13 protein-coding genes and 2 tRNA genes are annotated in these 20,696 nt (G+C 39.3%); 8 read left to right on the top strand and 7 right to left on the bottom strand.

Going from position 1 to position 20,696, the window contains the following annotated elements:
- Positions 1–121: 121 nt before the first annotated feature.
- The 4 genes from KO529_RS22970 to mutS all read right to left on the bottom strand — a co-directional run bounded on the left by KO529_RS22970 (position 122) and on the right by mutS (position 4,305).
- Positions 122–967: a 3-keto-disaccharide hydrolase gene (locus tag KO529_RS22970; RefSeq protein WP_215950193.1), complete on the bottom strand. Its 846-nt coding sequence runs from the start codon at positions 965–967 to the stop codon at positions 122–124.
- A 404-nt stretch (positions 968–1,371) separates the two neighbouring features.
- Positions 1,372–1,455, bottom strand: a tRNA-Leu gene (locus KO529_RS22975).
- Positions 1,456–1,486: 31 nt separating this feature from the next.
- Positions 1,487–1,562 (bottom strand) — tRNA-Gly (locus tag KO529_RS22980).
- A gap of 166 nt (positions 1,563–1,728) precedes the next feature.
- Positions 1,729–4,305, bottom strand: coding sequence for a DNA mismatch repair protein MutS (gene mutS, locus KO529_RS22985; protein ID WP_215950194.1), 2,577 nt, complete (start codon positions 4,303–4,305; stop codon positions 1,729–1,731).
- A 209-nt stretch (positions 4,306–4,514) separates the two neighbouring features.
- On the opposite strand from mutS, the gene KO529_RS22990 reads away from it, so the two are divergent.
- Positions 4,515–5,045, top strand: coding sequence for an RNA methyltransferase (locus KO529_RS22990; RefSeq protein ID WP_215950195.1), 531 nt, complete (start codon positions 4,515–4,517; stop codon positions 5,043–5,045).
- A gap of 202 nt (positions 5,046–5,247) precedes the next feature.
- On the opposite strand, the gene folK is transcribed toward KO529_RS22990, so the two are convergent.
- Entirely contained in the window at positions 5,248–6,393 is a 1,146-nt protein-coding gene (gene folK, locus KO529_RS22995) for a 2-amino-4-hydroxy-6-hydroxymethyldihydropteridine diphosphokinase (RefSeq protein WP_215950196.1), read from the bottom strand.
- A gap of 185 nt (positions 6,394–6,578) precedes the next feature.
- Between folK and sppA the strand changes: the two genes are divergently transcribed.
- Positions 6,579–8,339: a signal peptide peptidase SppA gene (gene sppA, locus KO529_RS23000; protein ID WP_215950197.1), complete on the top strand. Its 1,761-nt coding sequence runs from the start codon at positions 6,579–6,581 to the stop codon at positions 8,337–8,339.
- A 282-nt stretch (positions 8,340–8,621) separates the two neighbouring features.
- Positions 8,622–9,518, top strand: a complete 897-nt coding sequence (locus tag KO529_RS23005; protein WP_252734532.1) for an alpha/beta fold hydrolase — start codon at positions 8,622–8,624, stop codon at positions 9,516–9,518.
- Positions 9,519–9,622: 104 nt separating this feature from the next.
- Here the strand turns inward: KO529_RS23005 and KO529_RS23010 are convergent, their stop codons facing one another.
- Positions 9,623–11,701 carry a DUF5723 family protein gene (locus tag KO529_RS23010; protein WP_215950198.1) on the bottom strand — a complete coding sequence of 693 codons (2,079 nt, stop codon included), beginning with the start codon at positions 11,699–11,701 and terminating at the stop codon, positions 9,623–9,625.
- Between the two features lie 136 nt (positions 11,702–11,837).
- Between KO529_RS23010 and KO529_RS23015 the strand changes: the two genes are divergently transcribed.
- A complete protein-coding gene (locus KO529_RS23015) occupies positions 11,838–12,563 on the top strand; it encodes a queuosine precursor transporter (RefSeq protein ID WP_215950199.1) in 726 nt (241 codons plus the stop codon).
- 327 nt (positions 12,564–12,890) lie between these two features.
- Positions 12,891–15,632, top strand: coding sequence for an AsmA family protein (locus KO529_RS23020; protein WP_215950200.1), 2,742 nt, complete (start codon positions 12,891–12,893; stop codon positions 15,630–15,632).
- Positions 15,633–15,790: 158 nt separating this feature from the next.
- Here the strand turns inward: KO529_RS23020 and KO529_RS23025 are convergent, their stop codons facing one another.
- Positions 15,791–16,678 (bottom strand): MerR family transcriptional regulator, encoded by an 888-nt coding sequence (locus KO529_RS23025; protein ID WP_215950201.1) that lies wholly within the window; start codon positions 16,676–16,678, stop codon positions 15,791–15,793.
- A 151-nt stretch (positions 16,679–16,829) separates the two neighbouring features.
- Between KO529_RS23025 and KO529_RS23030 the strand changes: the two genes are divergently transcribed.
- The 3 genes from KO529_RS23030 (at position 16,830) to KO529_RS23040 (ending at position 20,587) form a co-directional block, all read left to right on the top strand.
- Positions 16,830–18,839, top strand: a complete 2,010-nt coding sequence (locus tag KO529_RS23030) for a fasciclin domain-containing protein (protein WP_215950202.1) — start codon at positions 16,830–16,832, stop codon at positions 18,837–18,839.
- Positions 18,840–18,953: 114 nt separating this feature from the next.
- Positions 18,954–19,790, top strand: coding sequence for a phytoene/squalene synthase family protein (locus KO529_RS23035; RefSeq protein ID WP_215950203.1), 837 nt, complete (start codon positions 18,954–18,956; stop codon positions 19,788–19,790).
- Positions 19,791–20,134: 344 nt separating this feature from the next.
- Positions 20,135–20,587: a sterol desaturase family protein gene (locus KO529_RS23040; RefSeq protein ID WP_215950204.1), complete on the top strand. Its 453-nt coding sequence runs from the start codon at positions 20,135–20,137 to the stop codon at positions 20,585–20,587.
- Positions 20,588–20,696: the final 109 nt, after the last annotated feature.

Here is a 20,696-nt window from a genome sequence, read left to right on the forward strand (position 1 = left end):
TAATCACACCGCTATTATCTTGGAATCGATTTTTGTGCAAAAGCAAGGGCAAAATAAATTTTGGATAAAGTGCCTAAAGACTAAAACCAATATCGATTAACCTAGATGGAATAGGCTATTGTTACAGCGCTGTACGTTTTTTGGCCATTAGTTTTCCGATTACCTTTTTCAGTTTCTTGGGTTTATCGGCGTACTTTTCCAAATCAATAATTTCTACTTTTCTGAAGTCTACCGGGTGACTTTCACTTTGTAAGGAAATACTTCCGGACTTTAGGAGTTCTCCCTGCTCTGATCCCTTAATTGGATCAAGTTGGGGTTTGGTATAACGCATAACTTCTTCTCCATTTACGTAGTGGACAATTAAAGAGTCCCTTAAAACAAGGACTTCTACCCTTGTCCATTGATCTCCGTGGTAGGTCTTGGAGGTGGAATTGATGCAGTGTTGTTTTATAATTTTTCCATCTTTTACAAATTGGGTGCCCGGGGTGCATAAATTGGCCGTAGAACGTTCGTCTTTTCCATTGCCTCCCAGTAACTGCACTTCAATGGAATTTGGGAAATCCTGGTCTACCGTCATGGTTACCGGATCTTGGCCATGAACCATTATACCACTGTTTCTATAGGCCCAACCCGGTCCTCCCTTAACTTGATCGCCAACAAATCTATATTCAACCCCAATTAAATAGGATGAAAATGGTTCCTTGTAAAATAGATGTCCAAATTGTTCATCAAATTTGCTGTATTCATCATATCTTACTTGAATATTTCCGTCGTTCACCTGAAAAGTATTACCGAAATTATCATTTAATTCATGGTGTCTTATTTTTATTTGCCAGTCATTTAAATCCTTTCCGTTGAACAGCTGTTTCCACTTCATATTTTTTTGTGCTGAACATTCAGTGGAGATTATACCTAGACCAATGATGCAGAAAATAGTGATAAGTGCTTTGTTGAATTGGACTTTCATAAATTGAATTATTGTTTGAAGGGTCTAAAATAGTATTTTAAATTAATAGTCAAGTCTGAAAATACTGGGCATTTGTGTTTTATCTTAAAATGTTGTTGGTATTCGGTTAATTGGGTAAGCTACCTAAACGCTCTATTCGTTTTCGCCCAAATAAATTTGGCTCATCGTCCAAAATAAAAACGCCCATGGCTTCCACTTTGGTATAACTAATAAGGGGTTATGTCATATTACAGTGGCGGGAATTACCTCACTTCGTTCGGTGAGTCCCGGTCGAACATGTTGATAAGAAAAGACCAGTCCTTGCAGGACTACTATTTTTGCTTCCTGCATTTTTACCCAAATAAATTTGGCAAAAATGAAGGCACAAAAAAACCAAAGCTTTCACTTTGGTCTTTCTTCATTTGTACTCGAGGCGGGACTTGAACCCGCACGGACTAATGTCCATTGGATTTTAAGTCCAACGTGTCTACCAATTCCACCACTCGAGCCTAACTGCTCAGAGCAGTAGAGATTTTACAATGGAGCGAAAAACGGGATTCGAACCCGCGACCTCCACCTTGGCAAGGTGGCGCTCTACCAACTGAGCTATTTTCGCATTTTATATAATGAACGTGCATCCTTTTCAGATGCGGGAGCAAATTTAATATAATTCTATAAAAAGCAAAGAACTTTTCGCTAAAAAGAATCAAAATATTTATAATGTGCGCAAGGTGAATATTTTAGATGGGATTTATAGACCAAATGGCTCCCCGGTACATCCCCTAAGCATTTTTCTTTTTAGTGAGCAAACGCTTAATTTCATTAAGTTTCATCAAAGCTTCCACAGGGGTTAAGGTGTTGATATCCAGATGGGTGATTTCTTCTTTAATCTGTTCCAATAGAGGATCGTCCAAATTAAAAAAGCTTAGTTGCATTTCATTTTGGACCAATTGCAGTTTATCGGAAAGCTCTTCGCTGGAATGTGATTTTTCCAGTTTCTTAAGGATTTTATTGGCTTTGTGGATTACCTGTTGCGGCATACCGGCCATTTTGGCCACGTGTATACCGAAACTGTGCTCACTGCCGCCCGGGGTAAGTTTTCGTAAAAAGAGCACATTGTCCTTTAGTTCTTTCACTGAGACATTGTAGTTCTTGATACGTGTAAATGTGGAGGTCATTTCATTGAGCTCGTGGTAATGCGTGGCAAATAATGTTTTCGCTTTGGCGGGATGCTCATGTAGATATTCCGAAATGGCCCAGGCAATGGAGATGCCATCATAAGTGCTGGTGCCCCTACCTATCTCATCCAAAAGAACCAGACTGCGTTCAGATAGGTTGTTTAGAATGGAAGCGGTTTCGTTCATTTCCACCATAAAGGTAGATTCTCCCATAGAGATATTATCACTGGCACCAACCCGTGTAAATATTTTGTCCACATAACCAATTTTGGCAGTATCGGCCGGTACAAAACTTCCCATCTGGGCCAACAACACAATGAGGGCTGTTTGTCTTAAGATAGCCGATTTACCACTCATGTTGGGGCCGGTGATCATAATGATCTGTTGTTCGTCCCTATTTAAGGTAACATCATTGGATATGTAGGCTTCGCCCAAAGGCAATTGCTTTTCAATGACGGGATGCCTGCCTCCAATGATGGATAGTTCGGTGGAATCGTCCATGTCCGGGGAAACATAATTGTTCTCCTTGGCCAATTGGGTAAAGCCACAGAGGCAGTCCAACTGCGCGATCTGAAAGGCATTATTTTGTACGGGGGCTATATATTCCTGCATCCAGACCACCAACTGTGAAAACAACTGCTGCTCCAAACTTAGAATGCGCTCTTCTGCCCCTAATATTTTAGCTTCGTATTCCTTGAGCTCTTCGGTAATATATCGTTCGGCATTGACCAAGGTCTGCTTTCGGATCCAATCTTCCGGAACTTTGTCCTTATGGGTATTCCTTACTTCTATATAATAACCAAAGACATTGTTGGAGGCTATTTTCAGGGAACTAATACCCGTGCGTTGGGTTTCTCTTTCCAACATCTTATCCAGATAGTCCTTGCCGGAAAAGGCCAGTCCCCTAAGTTCGTCCAATTCTGCGGAATAGCCCTTGGCAATGGTACTGCCTTTCAGCATATTTACCGGTGCTTCCTCGCTGACCATTTCTTTGATCTTGCTTCTCAGCATATCGCAGGTATGCAATTGGTCCCCAATAAGGTTCAGGGCTTCGTTCTTGCTTTTGGTAGTGATCTGCTTTATGGGGACAATGGCCTCCAAGGAATTTTTAAGCTGTACAACTTCCTTCGGATTTATTTTTCCCGTGGCTACCTTGGAAATTAATCTTTCCAGATCGCCGATTAATTTTATGCCGCTCTGTAATTTATGATGGGCGGCTTCGTTTTCGGTTAAATGGGTAATTACCTGATGTCTTCTTCGTATTTTTTCGATATTCTTCAAAGGAAGCGCCAACCATCTTTTCAACATTCTACCGCCCATGGGCGAAATAGTCTTGTCTATGACGTCTAAAAGGGTAACCGCATTTTGATTGTTGGAATGGTAAAGTTCCAGGTTTCTTATAGTAAACCGGTCCATCCAAATATGTTCCTCTTCTGCAATGCGCTGAAGGGTGTTGATATGCTGTAATTGCCTATGCTGTGTGTCTGAAAGGTAATGTAGTACAACCCCGGCTGCTACTATACCATGGGCCAAATGGTCTACTCCAAAACCTTTTAGGCTTTTTGTTTTAAAATGATTGGTGAGTGTCTCCAGGGCATAATCGTCCTGGAAGATCCAATCTTCTGTAAAAAAGGTATGGAAGTTTTTGCCAAAGACCTCCAAAAATTCCTTTTTATTGGCTTTTGATACCAATACCTCGTTCGGAGAGAAATTTTGGAGCAATTTGTCTATCTGTTCCTCATTGCCTTCCGAAGTTAAAAATTCGCCTGTGGATATATCCACAAAGGATATCCCCAATCTTTTTCGTCCAAAATGAACCGCACATAAAAAATTGTTGGTCTTGGCCGAAAGGATATCGTCGTTCATGGCCACCCCAGGGGTAACCAATTCCGTAACGCCCCTTTTTACTATGGTCTTGGTAAGTTTCGGGTCTTCCAACTGGTCGCATATGGCTACCCGTTGCCCCGCTTTTACCAGTTTTGGTAAATAGGTATTTAGGGAGTGGTGCGGAAAACCGGCAAGTTCTGTTCTGTCACCACCATTGTTCCGATGGGTAAGAATAATGCCCAGTATTTTTGAAGCCTTTACGGCGTCTTCCCCAAAAGTCTCATAAAAATCCCCAACACGGAACAATAATAGGGCATCAGGATATTTCACCTTAATGGTATTGTACTGCTTCATTAAAGGGGTTACCTTTTTTGTTTTTCCCGAGTCTGCCAAAAGCGATTTTATTAACTTATTTTTGCATTCCTTTCCTAAACAACGAATGTAAGGTTTATCTACTGGAATGTACACTATTGTTGATATTTTGGGGATAACTTTATGTCGTTTTGGGCTAGGTAATGTCCTAGGGAAAGTTGGGGAAAGAGTGAAAATTAAAATTGGATTACATGCGAAAACTGGAGAATAGCGAATTGGACCGACTTAATGTAGACGAGTTTAAACAGGTGGAAAAAACGCCGATTTGTATTGTGTTGGACAATGTGCGGAGCTTGAACAATATTGGGTCGGTATTTAGAACGGCCGATGCCTTTTTGATCGAAAAGATATACCTGTGTGGAATTACCGCAACCCCGCCACACAAGGAAATACATAAAACTGCATTAGGGGCTACGGATAGTGTTGCTTGGGAATATAGGGAGAGTACCTTGGAACTTTTGAAGGAATTAAGGGCAGAGGGCTATACCTCACTTTCTGTGGAACAAGCTGAGAATGCAGTTATGTTGAACGACTTTAAGGTAGAAGAAAATAAAAAGTATGCCCTAATTTTTGGCAACGAGGTAAAGGGGGTTTCCCAAGAAGTAGTCTCAGGTAGCGATCTGGTCTTGGAAATTCCGCAGTACGGTACAAAACATTCCCTTAATATTTCGGTTAGTGTGGGTATTGTGGTTTGGGACCTCTGGGCGAAATTGAAAGGGTGAAATCAAATAAAAGAGGAACTTGTTTAAAACCAAAAACCCAACCGATTGGCTGGGTTTGGCAATATATAGTTTGAGTTAGTTAGTTTAAAACCTTAAAGTTTTTTGTCGAATTTTTTGATGTTCATCCGGCTTAAAACCAGTTTAATGGAGGCGCAAGTAAATAAATTGATTTGTCCTGTGCAAATAATATGTATAAATTATCTTAAAATGAGAGTTTCACCGCATATTTCTGGATTTGGTCCAGAATCACTTCGTAATCGGCCGGGTTTGCCACAAAATCTAATTCACTAATATCCAAAACTAGATTATTTTGCTCGGGAAAACTCCTTATATAATCAAAATACCCTCGGTTTAGCTGCTCCAAATATTCTGGCGCTATATTTTGTTCGTACTCCCTTCCCCTTTGCTTTATATTCTGTAGTAATCGTTCCGTGTTTTGGTATAGGTAAATGTATATTTTCGGCTTTTTTATCTCTTTGTACATTAGGTTAAAGAGCTTTCTGTACAGTTTAAATTCCTCTTCCTGAAGGGTGACCTTGGCGAAAATTAGGGATTTGTTGATGTCGTAGTCACTTACCATAAAGTTCTTGAACAGATCAAACTGGGAAGTATCGTCCATAAATTGCTGATACCGATCGGCAAGAAAGGACATTTCCAAGGGAAAGGCAAACCTACCCTGATCTTCATAAAACTTGGGCAGGAAAGGGTTGTCCGCAAATCGTTCCATGACCAATTTTGCATTAAAATCCTGTCCAATCTTATGGGCCAAGGTTGTTTTTCCCGCACCAATATTACCTTCAATGGCAATATATTCCAATTGGGAGAAAAGCTGTGATCTGTTCGTATATAGCTTATGGGGCGTTTTGGTAATATTGCTTTTATCCTTACATTCCTGTAATAGGTTTCTGGTATCCTTATTTAGAATTGGATGATAGAACTGCGGAGCTATGTCCGCCAATGGTCTAAGTACAAACCGTCTCAGTTGTAGGTTGGGGTGGGGAATGGTCAGTAAATCGGTATTTATTATTTCCTTATCAAAATATAGTATATCAATATCTACGGTCCTGGAAGAGTAGCCTGTCCCTTTATTCCTCTCCCTGCCCAACTTTGTTTCTATTTCCAGTAATTTCTCCAAAAGAGCGGAAGGGGTAAGTGTGGTTTCTACCGTAATGCACGCATTGAAGAAATTGTCACCTTCAAAACCCCATGCTGGCGTTTCATATACTGGGGATGTTTTTACCACTTCGCCAACACTGGCTTGGATTAAAAATACCACCTCCTGCAAATGGTTGAGTTTGTCCCCAAGATTGCTTCCAAGTGAAAGATATGTTGTTGTGGTCTTGTTCATAATAGGCGAGCAAAGTAAACAAAAGTAATTAACTTCATAAAGGGAAATACCAAAAACTGGTCCAATTTTTAATGGCCTTTTTTAAATTGTGGATAAGGTGGTTATAGGGTATAAATTTCAAGATTTATAATTGCAACAATGCTACATTGGTTATCTTTGCAAGTTATTAGCAATACATACGAGGAATGAACTTTTTAAGAAATTTATTAGCTGCAATTATAGGATGTCTCATCGCTTTTGCAATCATGTTTGTCATGTTTCTTGTTTTAGCGGCCCTCATCGGTCAAGGTGAGGATACCGTAGTGGTCAAGGATAATTCAGTTTTGGAAATTCAATTACAGACCCCGATCAATGATTATGTGGGAATGGACGAATCCAATCCCTTTGCCGGACTTTTCAATGTAAACCAAGGATTGGACGATATATTGCATGCCATTCGAGTTGCCAAGGAAGACAATAAAATTAAAGGGATTAGCTTAAACAATAATGTGCTTATGGCCGGTTTGTCCCAAACACAGGCCATTCGGGATGTCTTGACCGATTTTGGTGAAAGTGGGAAGTTTATATATGCCTATGGGGACTTTTATACTCAGAAGGATTATTATTTGGCAAGTGTGGCCAATGAGGTATACCTTAATCCCGTTGGTGCCTTGGACTTTAAAGGATTGTCTACCGAGGTATTGTTTTTTAAGGATCTACAGGAAAAGTCTGGTATTAAAATGGAGGTCATTCGGCATGGGAAGTATAAGAGTGCGGTAGAGCCTTTTTTGGCCAACGAAATGAGTGAGGCCAATAGGACACAGATCAAGGAGCTGTTGGATGCTTTATGGCAATCTATGCTTACCAACATTTCGGAAAGTAGGGAAATCTCCGTTGAGGATTTGAACCATATCGCGGATACCTTGGGTACCCGGACCTCAAAATACGCAACTTTATCAGGGTTGATCGATGAGGTGGTATATTTTGATGAATATGAAAGCATGATTAAGGAAAAGATGGGGGTAGAGTCGGCAGAAGATATCAACTATGTTCCTATATCCGATTATATACGAACAGCCGGCAAGATAAGAATCAATAGTGGCAAGAATAAAATTGCGGTAATCTATGCCCAAGGTGAAATCTGGTACGGGGAAGGTGGCTCCGATGTAATTGGTCAAGGAATTATTAATGACGCCCTAAAAAAAGCTAGGGAAGATGAGGATGTAAAGGCAATAGTGTTGAGGGTAAATTCCCCTGGCGGTAGTGCATTGGCCTCCGATATTATTTGGCACGAGATCGAAGTTACCAAGCAATCCAAACCAGTGGTGGTTTCCATGGGCGATGTTGCTGCTTCGGGAGGTTATTACATTGCGGCGGGAGCCGATAAGATTTTCGCAGAACCTACTACCATTACCGGGTCTATCGGAGTTTTTGGAACTATTCCCAATATAAGTGAACTGGCCGAAAATATAGGGGTCAATGCAGAACAGGTGGGGACCAATAAAAATTCGGTGGACTATTCACTTTTTGAACCTATGGGCGATAATTATAGGAGCAATGTTCTGGAGGGGATCGAGGCCACTTATGAAACATTTTTGGAGAAGGTGGCCCAGGGCCGTGGAATTACCATGGCACAGGCCGATAGTGTTGCCCAAGGTAGGGTATGGAGTGGGGTAGATGCAAAGCGTTTGGGACTGGTAGACGAATTGGGCGGACTGGATGAGGCTATTGCAGCGGCTGCTAAAATGGTGGATTTGGACAACTATGGAATAAGAAAACTTCCTAAGTACAAATCGGATTTTGAGAAGTTAATGGAAGATTTGGGGGGTGCCACAACCAAAAGCAAGGAAAGCATTATAAAAGAAGAAATCGGTGCAGAGGCATATGCCATTTTAAAGGAGATAAAATCCGCGATGGAAAATAAGGGGATTCAGGCCAGAATGCCTTTTACCTTAAATATCAGATAGGAAATATTTAATCCAAAAAAGGATTGAGACCAAAAGACCGTTCAAAAACATTTGGACGGTCTTTTTTTTGATTTTTAATTTATCGGATCCTTTGGTTTTAAGCACCATAATCTTAATTTTTGCCCAAAAGTTTTGGATGTTTCAAATAGCAGGGCCACTTTTTGCAGTAAGCATCAATTGAACCAATACTTGGATTTTTGTGATACGTCCAAAATCACATCTTTATGCGATTTCGGAAAGAGATTATGTTCTTTAGGTTTAACACAAATTAAATCATTAGGTATGATGACTAAAACAACTTTGGTTTATATAATTTTCTTATGTTCCTGTTTTGTTGCCTTAGGACAGAAATCATTGGATGAAATTAAGAAGGAATATGACAGTTTAACAATAAACAGCAATTATGGCAACAATCCGGATACCGGAAAATATTATGACATCCGGGGCTTCAAAATGTATTGCGAAACTTATGGTGAAGGGCATCCATTGCTTTTAATTCACGGTAACGGGGCAAGTATCAGTGCCTTTGTTAAACAAATACCCTTCTTTTCAAAAAAGTATAAGGTTATTGTAGCCGATAGCAGAAATCACGGTAAATCTGTAGATAAGTTGGATTCCCTTTCCTATGAAATGATGGCAGATGATTACGCCGCCTTACTTTCCCAAATGAAAATTGATTCCGCTTATGTTTTGGGATGGAGTGACGGAGGTGTAAATGGTTTGCTATTGGCGATAAGACACCCCGAAAAAGTAAAAAAATTGGCTGTAACAGGAGCCAACCTGCAACCGGATTCTACGGCAGTTTCACCGGATGTATTGAAAAGGGTTGCCAAGACCTATAATATGTTTGAGAAAATGTTTAGTGCAAAAGACGCTAAAACACCACTGGATTCCATAGTTTATAAGTATATAAAGCTATTGGTGGAACAGCCCAATATAACAGTGGAGCAACTACATAATATAACCGCACCTACATTGGTTATCGGAGGAGATCACGATGTTATTAAACCAGATCATACCTTAAAAATATTTCACAATATTCCTAATTCATATTTGTGGATTTTGCCCAATTCCGGGCATTATACATTGGTGACCCATACAGATGAATTTAATAAAGTTGCCGATGATTTTTTTACCACAAAATACAGGATAATAGAGGATAGGGGTAGGGAGTTTTAGTTTTAGAAACCTAGGTTTCGCATTTAAGCCTTGAAATTGCTATAATAAAAAGGCCGTCCCACTATTTGTGGAACGGCCTTACTCTATTTGGGTTTAATTATTTATTAGTTTTTCACCAAGTTTATTTCTACCCGTCTGTTTTCTGCACGCCCTGCTTTGTACATGTTGGTGGCTATAGGTTTGCTTTCTCCATATCCAATGGAAGTCAATCTAGAGCTGTTGATACCCTTTTCAATTAAGAAGTTCTTAACGGCAAGTGCCCTTTCCTCCGATAGCTTTTGATTAAGTGGTACACTTCCGATACTGTCCGTATGCCCTTCAATGCTAAATTTTGCATTAGGGTATTCGTTAAGGATCTTTATAATATCTACTAGGACATTGGTAGATTCTATTTTAATGGTGGACTTGCCAGAGTTGAACAAAATAGTCTTGGCATACTCGTTTAGAGTTTTTTGAACCTCCTCGGTAACTTCTGGACATCCGTTGTTGGCAACCGTTCCAGCTACATCAGGGCAATTGTCATCTTTATCCAATACACCGTCACCATCTGTATCGGGCCAAGGGCATCCGTTGTTTTCCAAAACACCTGCTTCTTCAGGACAATTGTCGTCCTTATCCAATACACCATCATTGTCGGTATCTTCCCAAGGACATCCTTTGTTTTCTACAGGTCCTGCTTCCTCAGGACAGTTGTCATCTTTGTCCAACACTTGGTCGCCATCCGTATCTTTCCAGGGACAACCATTGTTTTCCACAGGTCCGGGAACCTCTGGACATCCATCAACCTTATCCAACACACCGTCCTCGTCCTTATCTTTTGGTCTGGATTGGTAAATAGGAATTTTTAATCCGGCATAAACATCCGCACCTTTGGAGTTGTCACTGGTCAAAACTGTTAAAATGGAACCAGAACCAATATACAGTGGCCCTGCCCTAAGGCCAGCTCCCCACTGGATACCTAAGTTTTGTACATAGCTAACGGGAGAATAAAAACTAAACCATTTGCTTTCGAACCTAGGGGTAAGAGATACAATATTGGCAATACTATTGGTATTGGTATTGCTTTTTGAAGTTATTGATAAATCGGTATTTAGATTCATATAAAAGTGATTGTTTATGTTCCAATCAGCATTTAGATGCAAGGCTGTAGGTAAAACTGCTTTTGATGCGTTTCCAGACCTGATTTGTGTGTAAAGGTTGTTCAACTTGTCCTCAAAACCTTCTTCGTTATCAAAATCGTCTTCGCTAATAGAATTGGTAATGTCATAGGCCTCTTCGCTCCCTTTATATTTAAGGCTACCCAAGTCCGTTAAGGATAGGCCAAATTTCAATTTGTATTTGTTGATGTCCTTTGGAGCGTAGGGATTGCCATCCTTGTCAGTTACTGTATAGTCTGCAAAATTGGGCCTCCATTCGTAAATGAAACCTAGGTCTACTCCAAAGCCGTCCGCACTCTTGACAAATTCGTAGTCTTCAAAATCGTTCGTAATGTTGTCACTGTTGCCATAGGATATTTCACCTTGGGAATCAATGCTTCCTGTGGTTCCGGAACCATCTGCATCATAATCTATAATTATATTCCTTCCACTGGAATAGGCGTTGCCATATCCCATTAGGTATTTTAAGGAGATACCTCCCTTAAGAAAATGTTGTTCCTCGTTCATTAGCACTGTGGCATAGGTGATTCCTGTTTCTGCCCAGGCATTGGCGCTCATCTGATAGTCGCCTTCGTTTACATTGAAATCTTCATTTTCGTCGAACTCATTGGAAATATTGTCATAGGTATCTCCATTAATATCGTTTACATTAAAAAATACCCTTCCCCTGGTGAAAACTGCCAATGAGTTCCTGGAATTAATGTTGAACATAAATGATGGTCCCAAGATATCAACATTGCCATAAGCACTATTTGCATTTTTTGGGGATTTTGTTCCATCATCATCAAAATCAAAATCGTCTTTAATAAGGTCCCCGAATTTTGCACCATAATAGTCGTTTCCAATGAGTCCACTAACCCCAATAAGGTTAATGTCCGTTTTAAACCTGGAATCAACAATATTCGCGGGATTGGAAATTAGGCCGTGCACCCCATTGTAATTGTCAGTTCCAAAACCAATGTAAGATTGGCCCTGTACCGTTGCGGCAATTAAAATAATGAATGCTGTTAAAATGCTTTTGTTCATGCTTAAAAATTTAGTTTATTTCTTTTTTATTGTTAATCGACCCCTGTTCTCGTAAATTTGGTTTTTTCAAGGGCCAAATTGTAGGAACGCTTTAATTGGGATTAAATTATAATATGTTAAAATTTTTAATTTTTCTATGGGAAAATCGGTCTTAAAGGAAGAGGATAAGAAGTTGGCTTTTAGGATTTACCTCTACTTGGGAGCTTTGTTCATTACCTCCTTGGTTGTTTCCAATCTAATTTTTCAAAAGTTTTTTTATTGGAGGCCTTTTGGGGAAGTTTCGGTTTTAGGAGCTTCGTTATTTGAAATCTCGGTGGGTATTTTGCCCTATCCCCTTACCTTTTTGATTACGGACCTTATTTCGGAAATTTATGGCAGAAAAAAGGCAAACCAAATTGTTACTGCGGGAATTTTTGCATCCTTTTTTTCCATGGGGATTGTATTGCTGGCCAACTTGGTCCCTGCATTGCCGAATTCGCCAGTTAGTGATGAGGTGTTTAGCCATGTTTTTGCATTATCTCCAATTGCCGTTCTTGCATCAATGTTGGCCTATCTTTTTGCTCAGTACATAGATATAGGTATTTATCATTTCTGGAAAAAATTGACCGACGGGAAACATCTTTGGCTACGTAATAATTTTTCTACTTTTCTTTCCCAATTCATAGATACCTTTACGGTAGTGGGCCTTCTGTGTGTATTTGAAGTGTTGCCATGGTCCATGTTCTACGGACTCGTTGTCAGTGGTTTTATTTTTAAGGTAATTGTGGCCTTCTTCGACACCCCTTTTCTGTATTTTTTCGTATATCTATTTAGAAGGCGGTTTAATTTGAAAGTAAACCAGGAAATTGATCTTGAGGCATAATAAAACTTGCTTTTTGCTGTTCTAATCGAGTAGGCTAATATTTTAATTATAATATAGGTGAACTAGTTGGGGCGACAGTATTCAAATTGTGTTTTATTTCGATGTTAAATTTTGTTTAAACTAGGTGGGAATTTTGATTTTACTTGGTGATATATCGTAGAATTGCGTCAATATTTAAAGGTATACGTTTAATCTTATGGCCAATTTCTATTTAATATTGGACCATATGCCTAAATGTAAAAGAAAAGATTGCTCATAAAAGGGGTGAATTGCTCCTGTCCGGCCTAAAATTGATTGTATTGCTTATAATATTATAAATAGTAACAGATGAAAAAGAAAATTTTAAAGATTGTTGGTGGTTTATTTTTGGTAGTGATTTTACTACTTATTGCCGCCCCGTTTTTCTTAAAAGGTAAAATTGCGGGTATCATCAAGGATAAGGTAAATAATAGTATTAATGCTACTTTTGATTTCTCAGAGGCCGATTTAACTCTTTTCAGAAGTTTTCCCAATGCCACGATTACCTTGGATAAAATAACACTTATAAATAAGGCTCCCTTTGAGGGCGATACCCTTTTTGCCTCTAATAAGGTAACCTTGGACATGTCTATTAAGGAACTCTTTAAGGATGCCAATGAGCCCATTGCAATAAAAAGTTTAATCCTCGATGGTCCGTTGTTAAATGTAAAAGTGGATAAGGAGGAAAATGCCAACTATGATATTGCCATTAATGATGGAACTTCTCCAGACGTAACTGCGGATACATCCTCTTCCGAAGGAGGATTTACCTTGTCCATGGAATCCTACGCAATTAATAATGCGGCCATAAAATATGATGACCTTTCCAGTGGCATGTACTTTGCCATTACAGAAATGAACCATAGCGGTAAGGGAGATCTTTCCTTGGAAAATTCTGAACTCGACACAGAGACCAGTGGTTTGGTTTCTTTTGTAATGGATAGTACGCAATATCTGAACAAGAACCCGGTTCAATTAAAGGCCCTTATAGGTGTAGATTTAAAGGAAAGCAAGTATACCTTTTTAAAGAATGAGGCCATGGTAAATCAACTGGCCTTGGTGTTTGAGGGGTTTGTGAAATTGAATGAGGACAACCAGGAGGTAAATATTAGCTTTAAAACGCCTTCTTCCGACTTTAAAAACTTTTTGGCAGTTATTCCAGAGGCTTATTCCAAGGATATTGCACAGGTGTCCACAACTGGAAACTTTACCGTTGCCGGTGAATTTAAAGGGATTGTGGATGATGATCACATTCCCCAGTTCAAAATCGATATAAATTCTGATAACGCCTCCTTTAAATACCCTGATTTGCCAAAATCGGTCCGAAACGTATTTATAGATACCGAAATTTCAAACAATACTGGTATTACGGAAGATACCTATGTGGATATCCGTAAGTTATCCTTTATGATAGACGAGGACAAATTTAATATGGTTGCCAAAATAAGTGACCTTATGGGTAATACCAAGGTGAATGCCAAGATAGATGGTAAGATGAATTTGGCAAATATCTCCAAAGCTTATCCGGTGCCGGCCGATTTAAATTTAAAGGGAATTTTAAATGCCGATATTTCTACTGCTTTCGATATGGCATCCATAGAAAAAAAGAAGTATGAGAATACGAAGACCAACGGTACCCTAAATTTAAAGGACTTTGAATATAAGTCAGATGAATTCCCCAACCCTATTATTTTAAAAAGTACTTCGGTTACTTTTAATCCGGCCACGGTAACCCTAAACAAATTGGAAGGGGCAACTGGCAAGACCGATTTTGATGCCTCCGGGACTATCAATAATCTACTGGGATTTATGTTCAACAATGAAAATGTCGAGGGCAACTTCAATCTAAAGTCCAACACTTTTGCCATTAATGATTTTATGGTGGCTGAAACAACTACTGGGAACAGTGGGGGAGAAAAGGGGTCTCCAACGACATCCACAGAGGAAAAAATAAAGATACCTTCCTTTTTGGATTGTACCATAAATGCTAGCGCCAACACTGTAATTTATGACAATCTTACCTTGAAAGATGTCAAAGGAACTCTTCGAATTAAGGACGAGAAGGCAATTCTGACCAATATGACATCTTCTATATTTGATGGTAAATTGGCCTTGAACGGTGAGGTGTCCACCAAGGATGCTACACCTACCTTTGCCATGAAATTGGGGATGGAAAGTTTTAAGATAGCAGAGACCTTCAAGGCCTTGGAAATGTTTAGGACATTGGCGCCTATAGCTAAGATTCTTCAGGGAACTTTAAATTCAGATGTACAGATATCAGGAAGTTTAAAGGATGATTTTACTCCCAATTTAAATACCATTTCCGGTAATATTTTGGCCGAGTTGATGACCAACCAAATTGATGCCAAAAGTGCACCTTTACTTAGTGAACTGGATAGTAAGCTAAGTTTTTTGAATCTTGAAAAATTAAATTTAAAGGATTTGAAAACGGCATTGACGTTCGAGGACGGTGTGGTAAAGGTTAAGCCATTTACGATTAAATATCAAGATTTTGCCATAAATATAGCCGGTAGCCACACTTTCGACCAAAAATTGAACTATGCGGCTACTATTGAAGTGCCTGCCAAGTATTTGGGAAAGGATATTAATAACATTATAGCAAGGATTGACGAAAAGTCATTGGAAAATTTAACTATCCCCGTTACTGCCAATATTGGCGGAGGTTATACCAATCCTACAGTTACTACAGACCTTACTTCTGGCATAAAAAATCTAACGGCACAGCTTGTGGAGATCGAAAAACAAAAATTGATCAATAAGGGTAAGGACAAGGCCAAGGATTTTATAGGTGATCTTATTGCAAAAAACCAGAAAGCTACGGACTCTACCAAAAAAGAAAACCAGGAGAAAACCCAAGATGTCATAGGAGGTCTTTTGGGAGCTGCCACAAAAAAAACGGATTCTACCGTAAAAACAGATTCCACTACTACGGCCAAAAAGGAAGCTCAGAAAGAAGTAGCTAAAAAAATTATAGGAGGACTATTTAGTAAGAAAAAGGAGGAAGAAAAGAAAAAAGATAGTGTGCAGTAAACAACTTCTAGAAGGTCTAAAACCCTAAGTGAAATATTTAGATTGGCTTTAGGCCGGAAATTTATGGGTGCATACTAAATCAGAGGAAGTAGTATGCACCTATTTAATGTATGGCTAAAATCGTTGTTACATTGGTTAAACCGATCTGAGGGAGGATCCTAATCCTGAGCTGATGATATAACTTCCTCCAAAACTGTAATTAAATCCTTGGGACTTTTAAGGTAGGTTACCATATTATCATTGTTTTCAGTTTCAAGATTAATTGGACTTCCAGAGAACAAAAGTGGTGTTTTGGTCTCCGATGATAATCTAAGAACCTTGTCTTCAACCACGGAAGGGGTTGTGGTAACAAAAAAGGTTAGTAGATAATTGGGGTTTACCAACTCGGCCATGGTCTTTACATTATCATAGGGCACATTCTGTCCCAGGTAAAAAACCCTCCATCCTAGTTGTTTGGCAATAAAGTGAGCCAATAATAGGCCAATCTCATGATTTTCGCCTTCGGCCAGGAACATTATTATCTTTGGAGCATTCTTTGGTGCAATAGGTAGTAAATCTATGGCCGAACATATTTTTTGACGGATCAGGTTGGAAACAAAATGTTCCTGTGCCGGCATAATTTTATTGATACCCCAAAGAACTCCAACTTTATGTAGAAATGGATAAATTACCTCGGTAAAGGTGGTTAGAATGCCATTTTTTAATACCTGGGATTTGATAATGTTGTCAAATTCCTGTTCATCCAAATTAATCATACTCAATACCAAGGCCTTCACATCAGCGTCTTGGTTAGACTCGATCAAGGCGTCTTCAATCATTTTGTTGATTTCCTCGTCCGTCATCTTGCCTATAGTAGATAAACGCACACCTTGACTTCTTAGTATACTTATGTTTAATAACTTCTTTAATTGAGCATCCGTATAGAACCGGATGTTGGTATCTGTTCTTTCCGGTACTAAAAAATCATATCTACTTTCCCATTTTCTCAGGGTATGTGAATTGATACCTGTTAGTGAAACTACCTGCGCCATGGAATATCTGCTCATATTGCTGTCTAATAAATTACAGGGTAAAGTTAAACAAATATTTCAGAGGAGGAGGCTTTTAAATGTTTTTGTCTAAAAATTTATACAAAAAAGTTGGACAAAGAAATTAAATGTTTATATTTGTCAAAGTATTAACCTAAAATAATTAGACATGAAAAGAATTGGCATTTATTTTTTAGCATTATTCAGTTCTATGTTATTTGTTGTATCATGTAGTAATGACGATGACAATGACATAATTGATGAGCCCACTTTGAAGACCATTGTGGAAACAGCTCAGGACACGGACATTTTAAGTAGCTTGGTTGCTGCTTTGGCAAAGGCGGATGAAAACGCAGATTCAGATTTGATAGGAGCATTGAGCGGCAATGGTCCCTTTACGGTTTTTGCACCGACCAATGGTGCTTTTACTGCGCTATTGGCCAGTCTGGATGGATTTGATAGTTTAAGCGACTTTGATACTCCTGAGAAAAGGGAGATCCTTGCTGCTATTTTGAAGTACCACGTAGTAGTTGGAGCAGCAGCTACTTCCAGTTCTTTGACCAATGGTCAAGAATTTACCACTCTGCAAGGTGAAAAAATTACTGTCAGAATTGACGGCGATGTTTATATTCAAGATCCGACCGATACGGATGCAAAAGTGGGGCCTGCGGATGTTTCGGCTTCCAATGGTATAGTGCATGTTATAGATAAAGTTTTGATCCCTCAGGAAGTTTTGGATGCCCTAAACCCAGAACCAATGCCGAACATAGTAGAATTGGCAATGGACACAGACTTTTTATCACTTTTAGTTGGAGCTCTTGTACAGGCCGATGCCGGTTTGGTAGACCTGTTACAGACAGATGGTCCCTTTACAGTGTTCGCACCTACCGATACCGCCTTTGCGGCCCTATTGGATGCTTTGGGTGATGATTACAACAGCTTGGCCGATTTTGACACTACTGAAGAAAAAGCGTTGTTGGCACAGATTTTAAAATATCACGTAGTTGCCGGAACTGCAGCCTTTTCGGGAGATTTGTCCAATGAACAAATGATAGAGACCGCCCAGGGAGAATCCGTAACGGTAAGTTTGACTGGTGGAGTTTTTATTCAGGATAAAACCGATGTGGACGCAACTGTAGCACCAGCTGATATCGCTGCTAGTAATGGAGTAGTACATGTAATTGATAAAGTATTATTGCCACAGGAGGCATTGGATGCTCTAATGCCACCAACACCAAATATTGTGGAATTGGCAATGGACACCGATTTTCTATCTATTTTGGTAGGAGCTTTGGTACAGGCCGATGCCGGTTTGGTAGACCTGTTACAGACAGATGGTCCTTTTACAGTGTTCGCACCTACCGATACTGCCTTTGCAGCCTTGTTGGAAGCATTGGGTGATGATTACAACAGCTTGGCCGATTTTGATACTACTGAGGAAAAAGCATTGTTGGCGCAGATTTTAAAATATCACGTAGTTGCTGGAACAGCGGCCTATTCCACAGATCTGTCCAATGGACAAATGGTAGAGACTGCCCAGGGTGAATCTGTAACTGTTAATTTAACAGGTGGGGTGTTCATTCAGGATAAAACCGATGTGGACGCAACTGTAGCACCAGCTGATATCGCTGCTAGTAATGGAGTAGTACATGTAATTGATAAAGTATTATTGCCACAGGAGGCATTGGATGCTCTAATGCCACCAACACCAAATATTGTGGAATTGGCAATGGACACCGAATTTCTATCTATTTTGGTAGGAGCATTGGTACAGGCAGATGCCGGTTTGGTAGACCTGTTACAGACAGAAGGTCCCTTTACAGTGTTCGCACCTACCGATACCGCCTTTGCTGCCCTATTGGATGCATTGGGTGATGATTACAACGGTTTGGGCGATTTCGATACTCCCGAGGAAAAAGCATTGTTGGCACAGATTTTAAAATATCACGTAATTGCCGGAACAGCGGCCTATTCCACAGATCTGTCCAATGGACAAATGGTAGAGACCGCCCAGGGCGAATCCGTAACTGTTAACTTAACAGGTGGGGTGTTCATTCAGGATAAAACCGATGTGGACGCAGCTGTAGCACCAGCTGATATCGCTGCTAGTAACGGAGTAGTACATGTAATTGATAAAGTATTGTTACCACAAGAGGCAATAGATGCCCTATTGCATTAAGATTAGGGTTAGTGCTTTATTTTGGTTACCGAGACTGACGGCCATTAAATGGTCGTCAGTTTCACTTTATTCTTTATCATATTGGTATTATTTAAAAATTAAATATCTTAAATTTTGAAAGCGCTCTTCGATTCTTCCAGTATAAAATGTAGTAAATTGGTTACCCATACCTATAGTACTTCCTTTTCTTTGGGTATTAGGCTGTTTTCGCCTAAAATAAGACCGGTAATCTACGCCATTTATGGTTTTGTTAGGTATGCTGATGAGATTGTGGATTCCTTTCACGATTATGATCAAGAAGAATTACTAACGGAATTTATCAAAGAATATAAACTTTCCTTAAAAAGAAAAATTAGTTTAAATCCTATTATAAATTCGTTTCAGGAGGTAGTGCATAAATATGAACTTTATGAATACGCCGATGTTTTTTTGGAACGTATGAAGTATGATCTTGAGGTTTCTGAATATACGACCAAGGAGGCTTACGAAAATTATATCTATGGATCGGCCGATGTGGTGGGTCTCATGTGTTTAAGGGTTTTTGTAGACAATGATGACGAGAAATTCAATTCCCTTCAATCTTCGGCAAAATACCTGGGCTCCGCCTTTCAAAAGGTAAATTTTTTGAGGGATATAAAACAGGATCTTGAAAGTTTGGGCAGGTCCTATTTTCCCAATGTACAGCAAAAGGAATTGACCGATGAGGTAAAAAGGGAAATCATCACAGAAATTGAGGAGGACTTTAAAAAAGCCTATAAAGGTTTGGTTCAATTACCTATAGAAAGTAGGTTAGGGGTCTATATTGCCTATAAGTATTATTCCAACCTGCTGAAAAAACTAAAAAACACCAAATCCGAAAAAATACTGAGCGGCAGAATTCATATATCCAATCCTATGAAAATGGTGATATTGGCCAAGGGCTATGTGAGGTACAAGTTAAACGCTATTTAACTTGAGCTCGATTTTAATTTTAATGCAAATAATTGATTGTCAATTAATTAAAATCAATGTTTTTGTCTCCTCGAGCGCAGTCGAGAGGTTTTAGGCAGTTATATTTTTAAATTGAAGTCTCTCCCGATAACTATCGGGATGCGCCTGCCTGCGGAAGGCAGGATCGACCGGACAACATTACCCCAAACAACCTATTAACAATTAAAAATCAATCGAAATCACCTCCTTTAGGTATTGTGTTTCTAGGGATAAGTAGTTTAGTCATTAAGTATAAGGACTTTCCTTTAGTCTCAGATTGGAACAAAATCCTTAAATAAGAAATGAGTGATATTAAAAAAAGGCAAATGGAAATAGTATTGTATATTCTTACAACTGTGTTGACTTTTATAGTGATGGAAGTGGTAACCTGGTGTACCCACAAATTTGTGATGCACGGTTTTTTGTGGGTTTTGCATGCCGACCACCATGAACCTAAGTACCCCCATGTTTTTGAAAAAAACGATGCCTTTTTCGTGATTTTTGCCATTCCAAGTATTGCGCTTTTTTATTTCGGAGTAACCCCAGCCCTTAACTATTTATTCTTTATTGGTCTGGGGATCCTATTTTATGGTATGGCATATTTTTTGGTTCATGATGTATTAATTCACCAAAGATTTAAATGGTTTAAAAACATCAAGAACAGGTATTTGCTGGGGTTAAGGAAGGCACACAAAATTCATCATAAAAATATGGGCAAGGAAGAAGGGGAATGTTTCGGGATGCTGCTGGTGCCCAAAAAATACTTCAGACAAAATTAAATTTAGACTCTCTCTTTTCCAGAAAGGTTCACTTTATCCTCGTTTAAACGAGCTAAACTCCATAACCATGGTTAACGCTAAATCAAAAAAATCATTTAAGGGGATTTAA

It is taken from the genome of Arenibacter algicola (genome assembly GCF_018860365.1).
In the GTDB taxonomy this organism is placed as follows: domain Bacteria; phylum Bacteroidota; class Bacteroidia; order Flavobacteriales; family Flavobacteriaceae; genus Arenibacter; species Arenibacter algicola_B.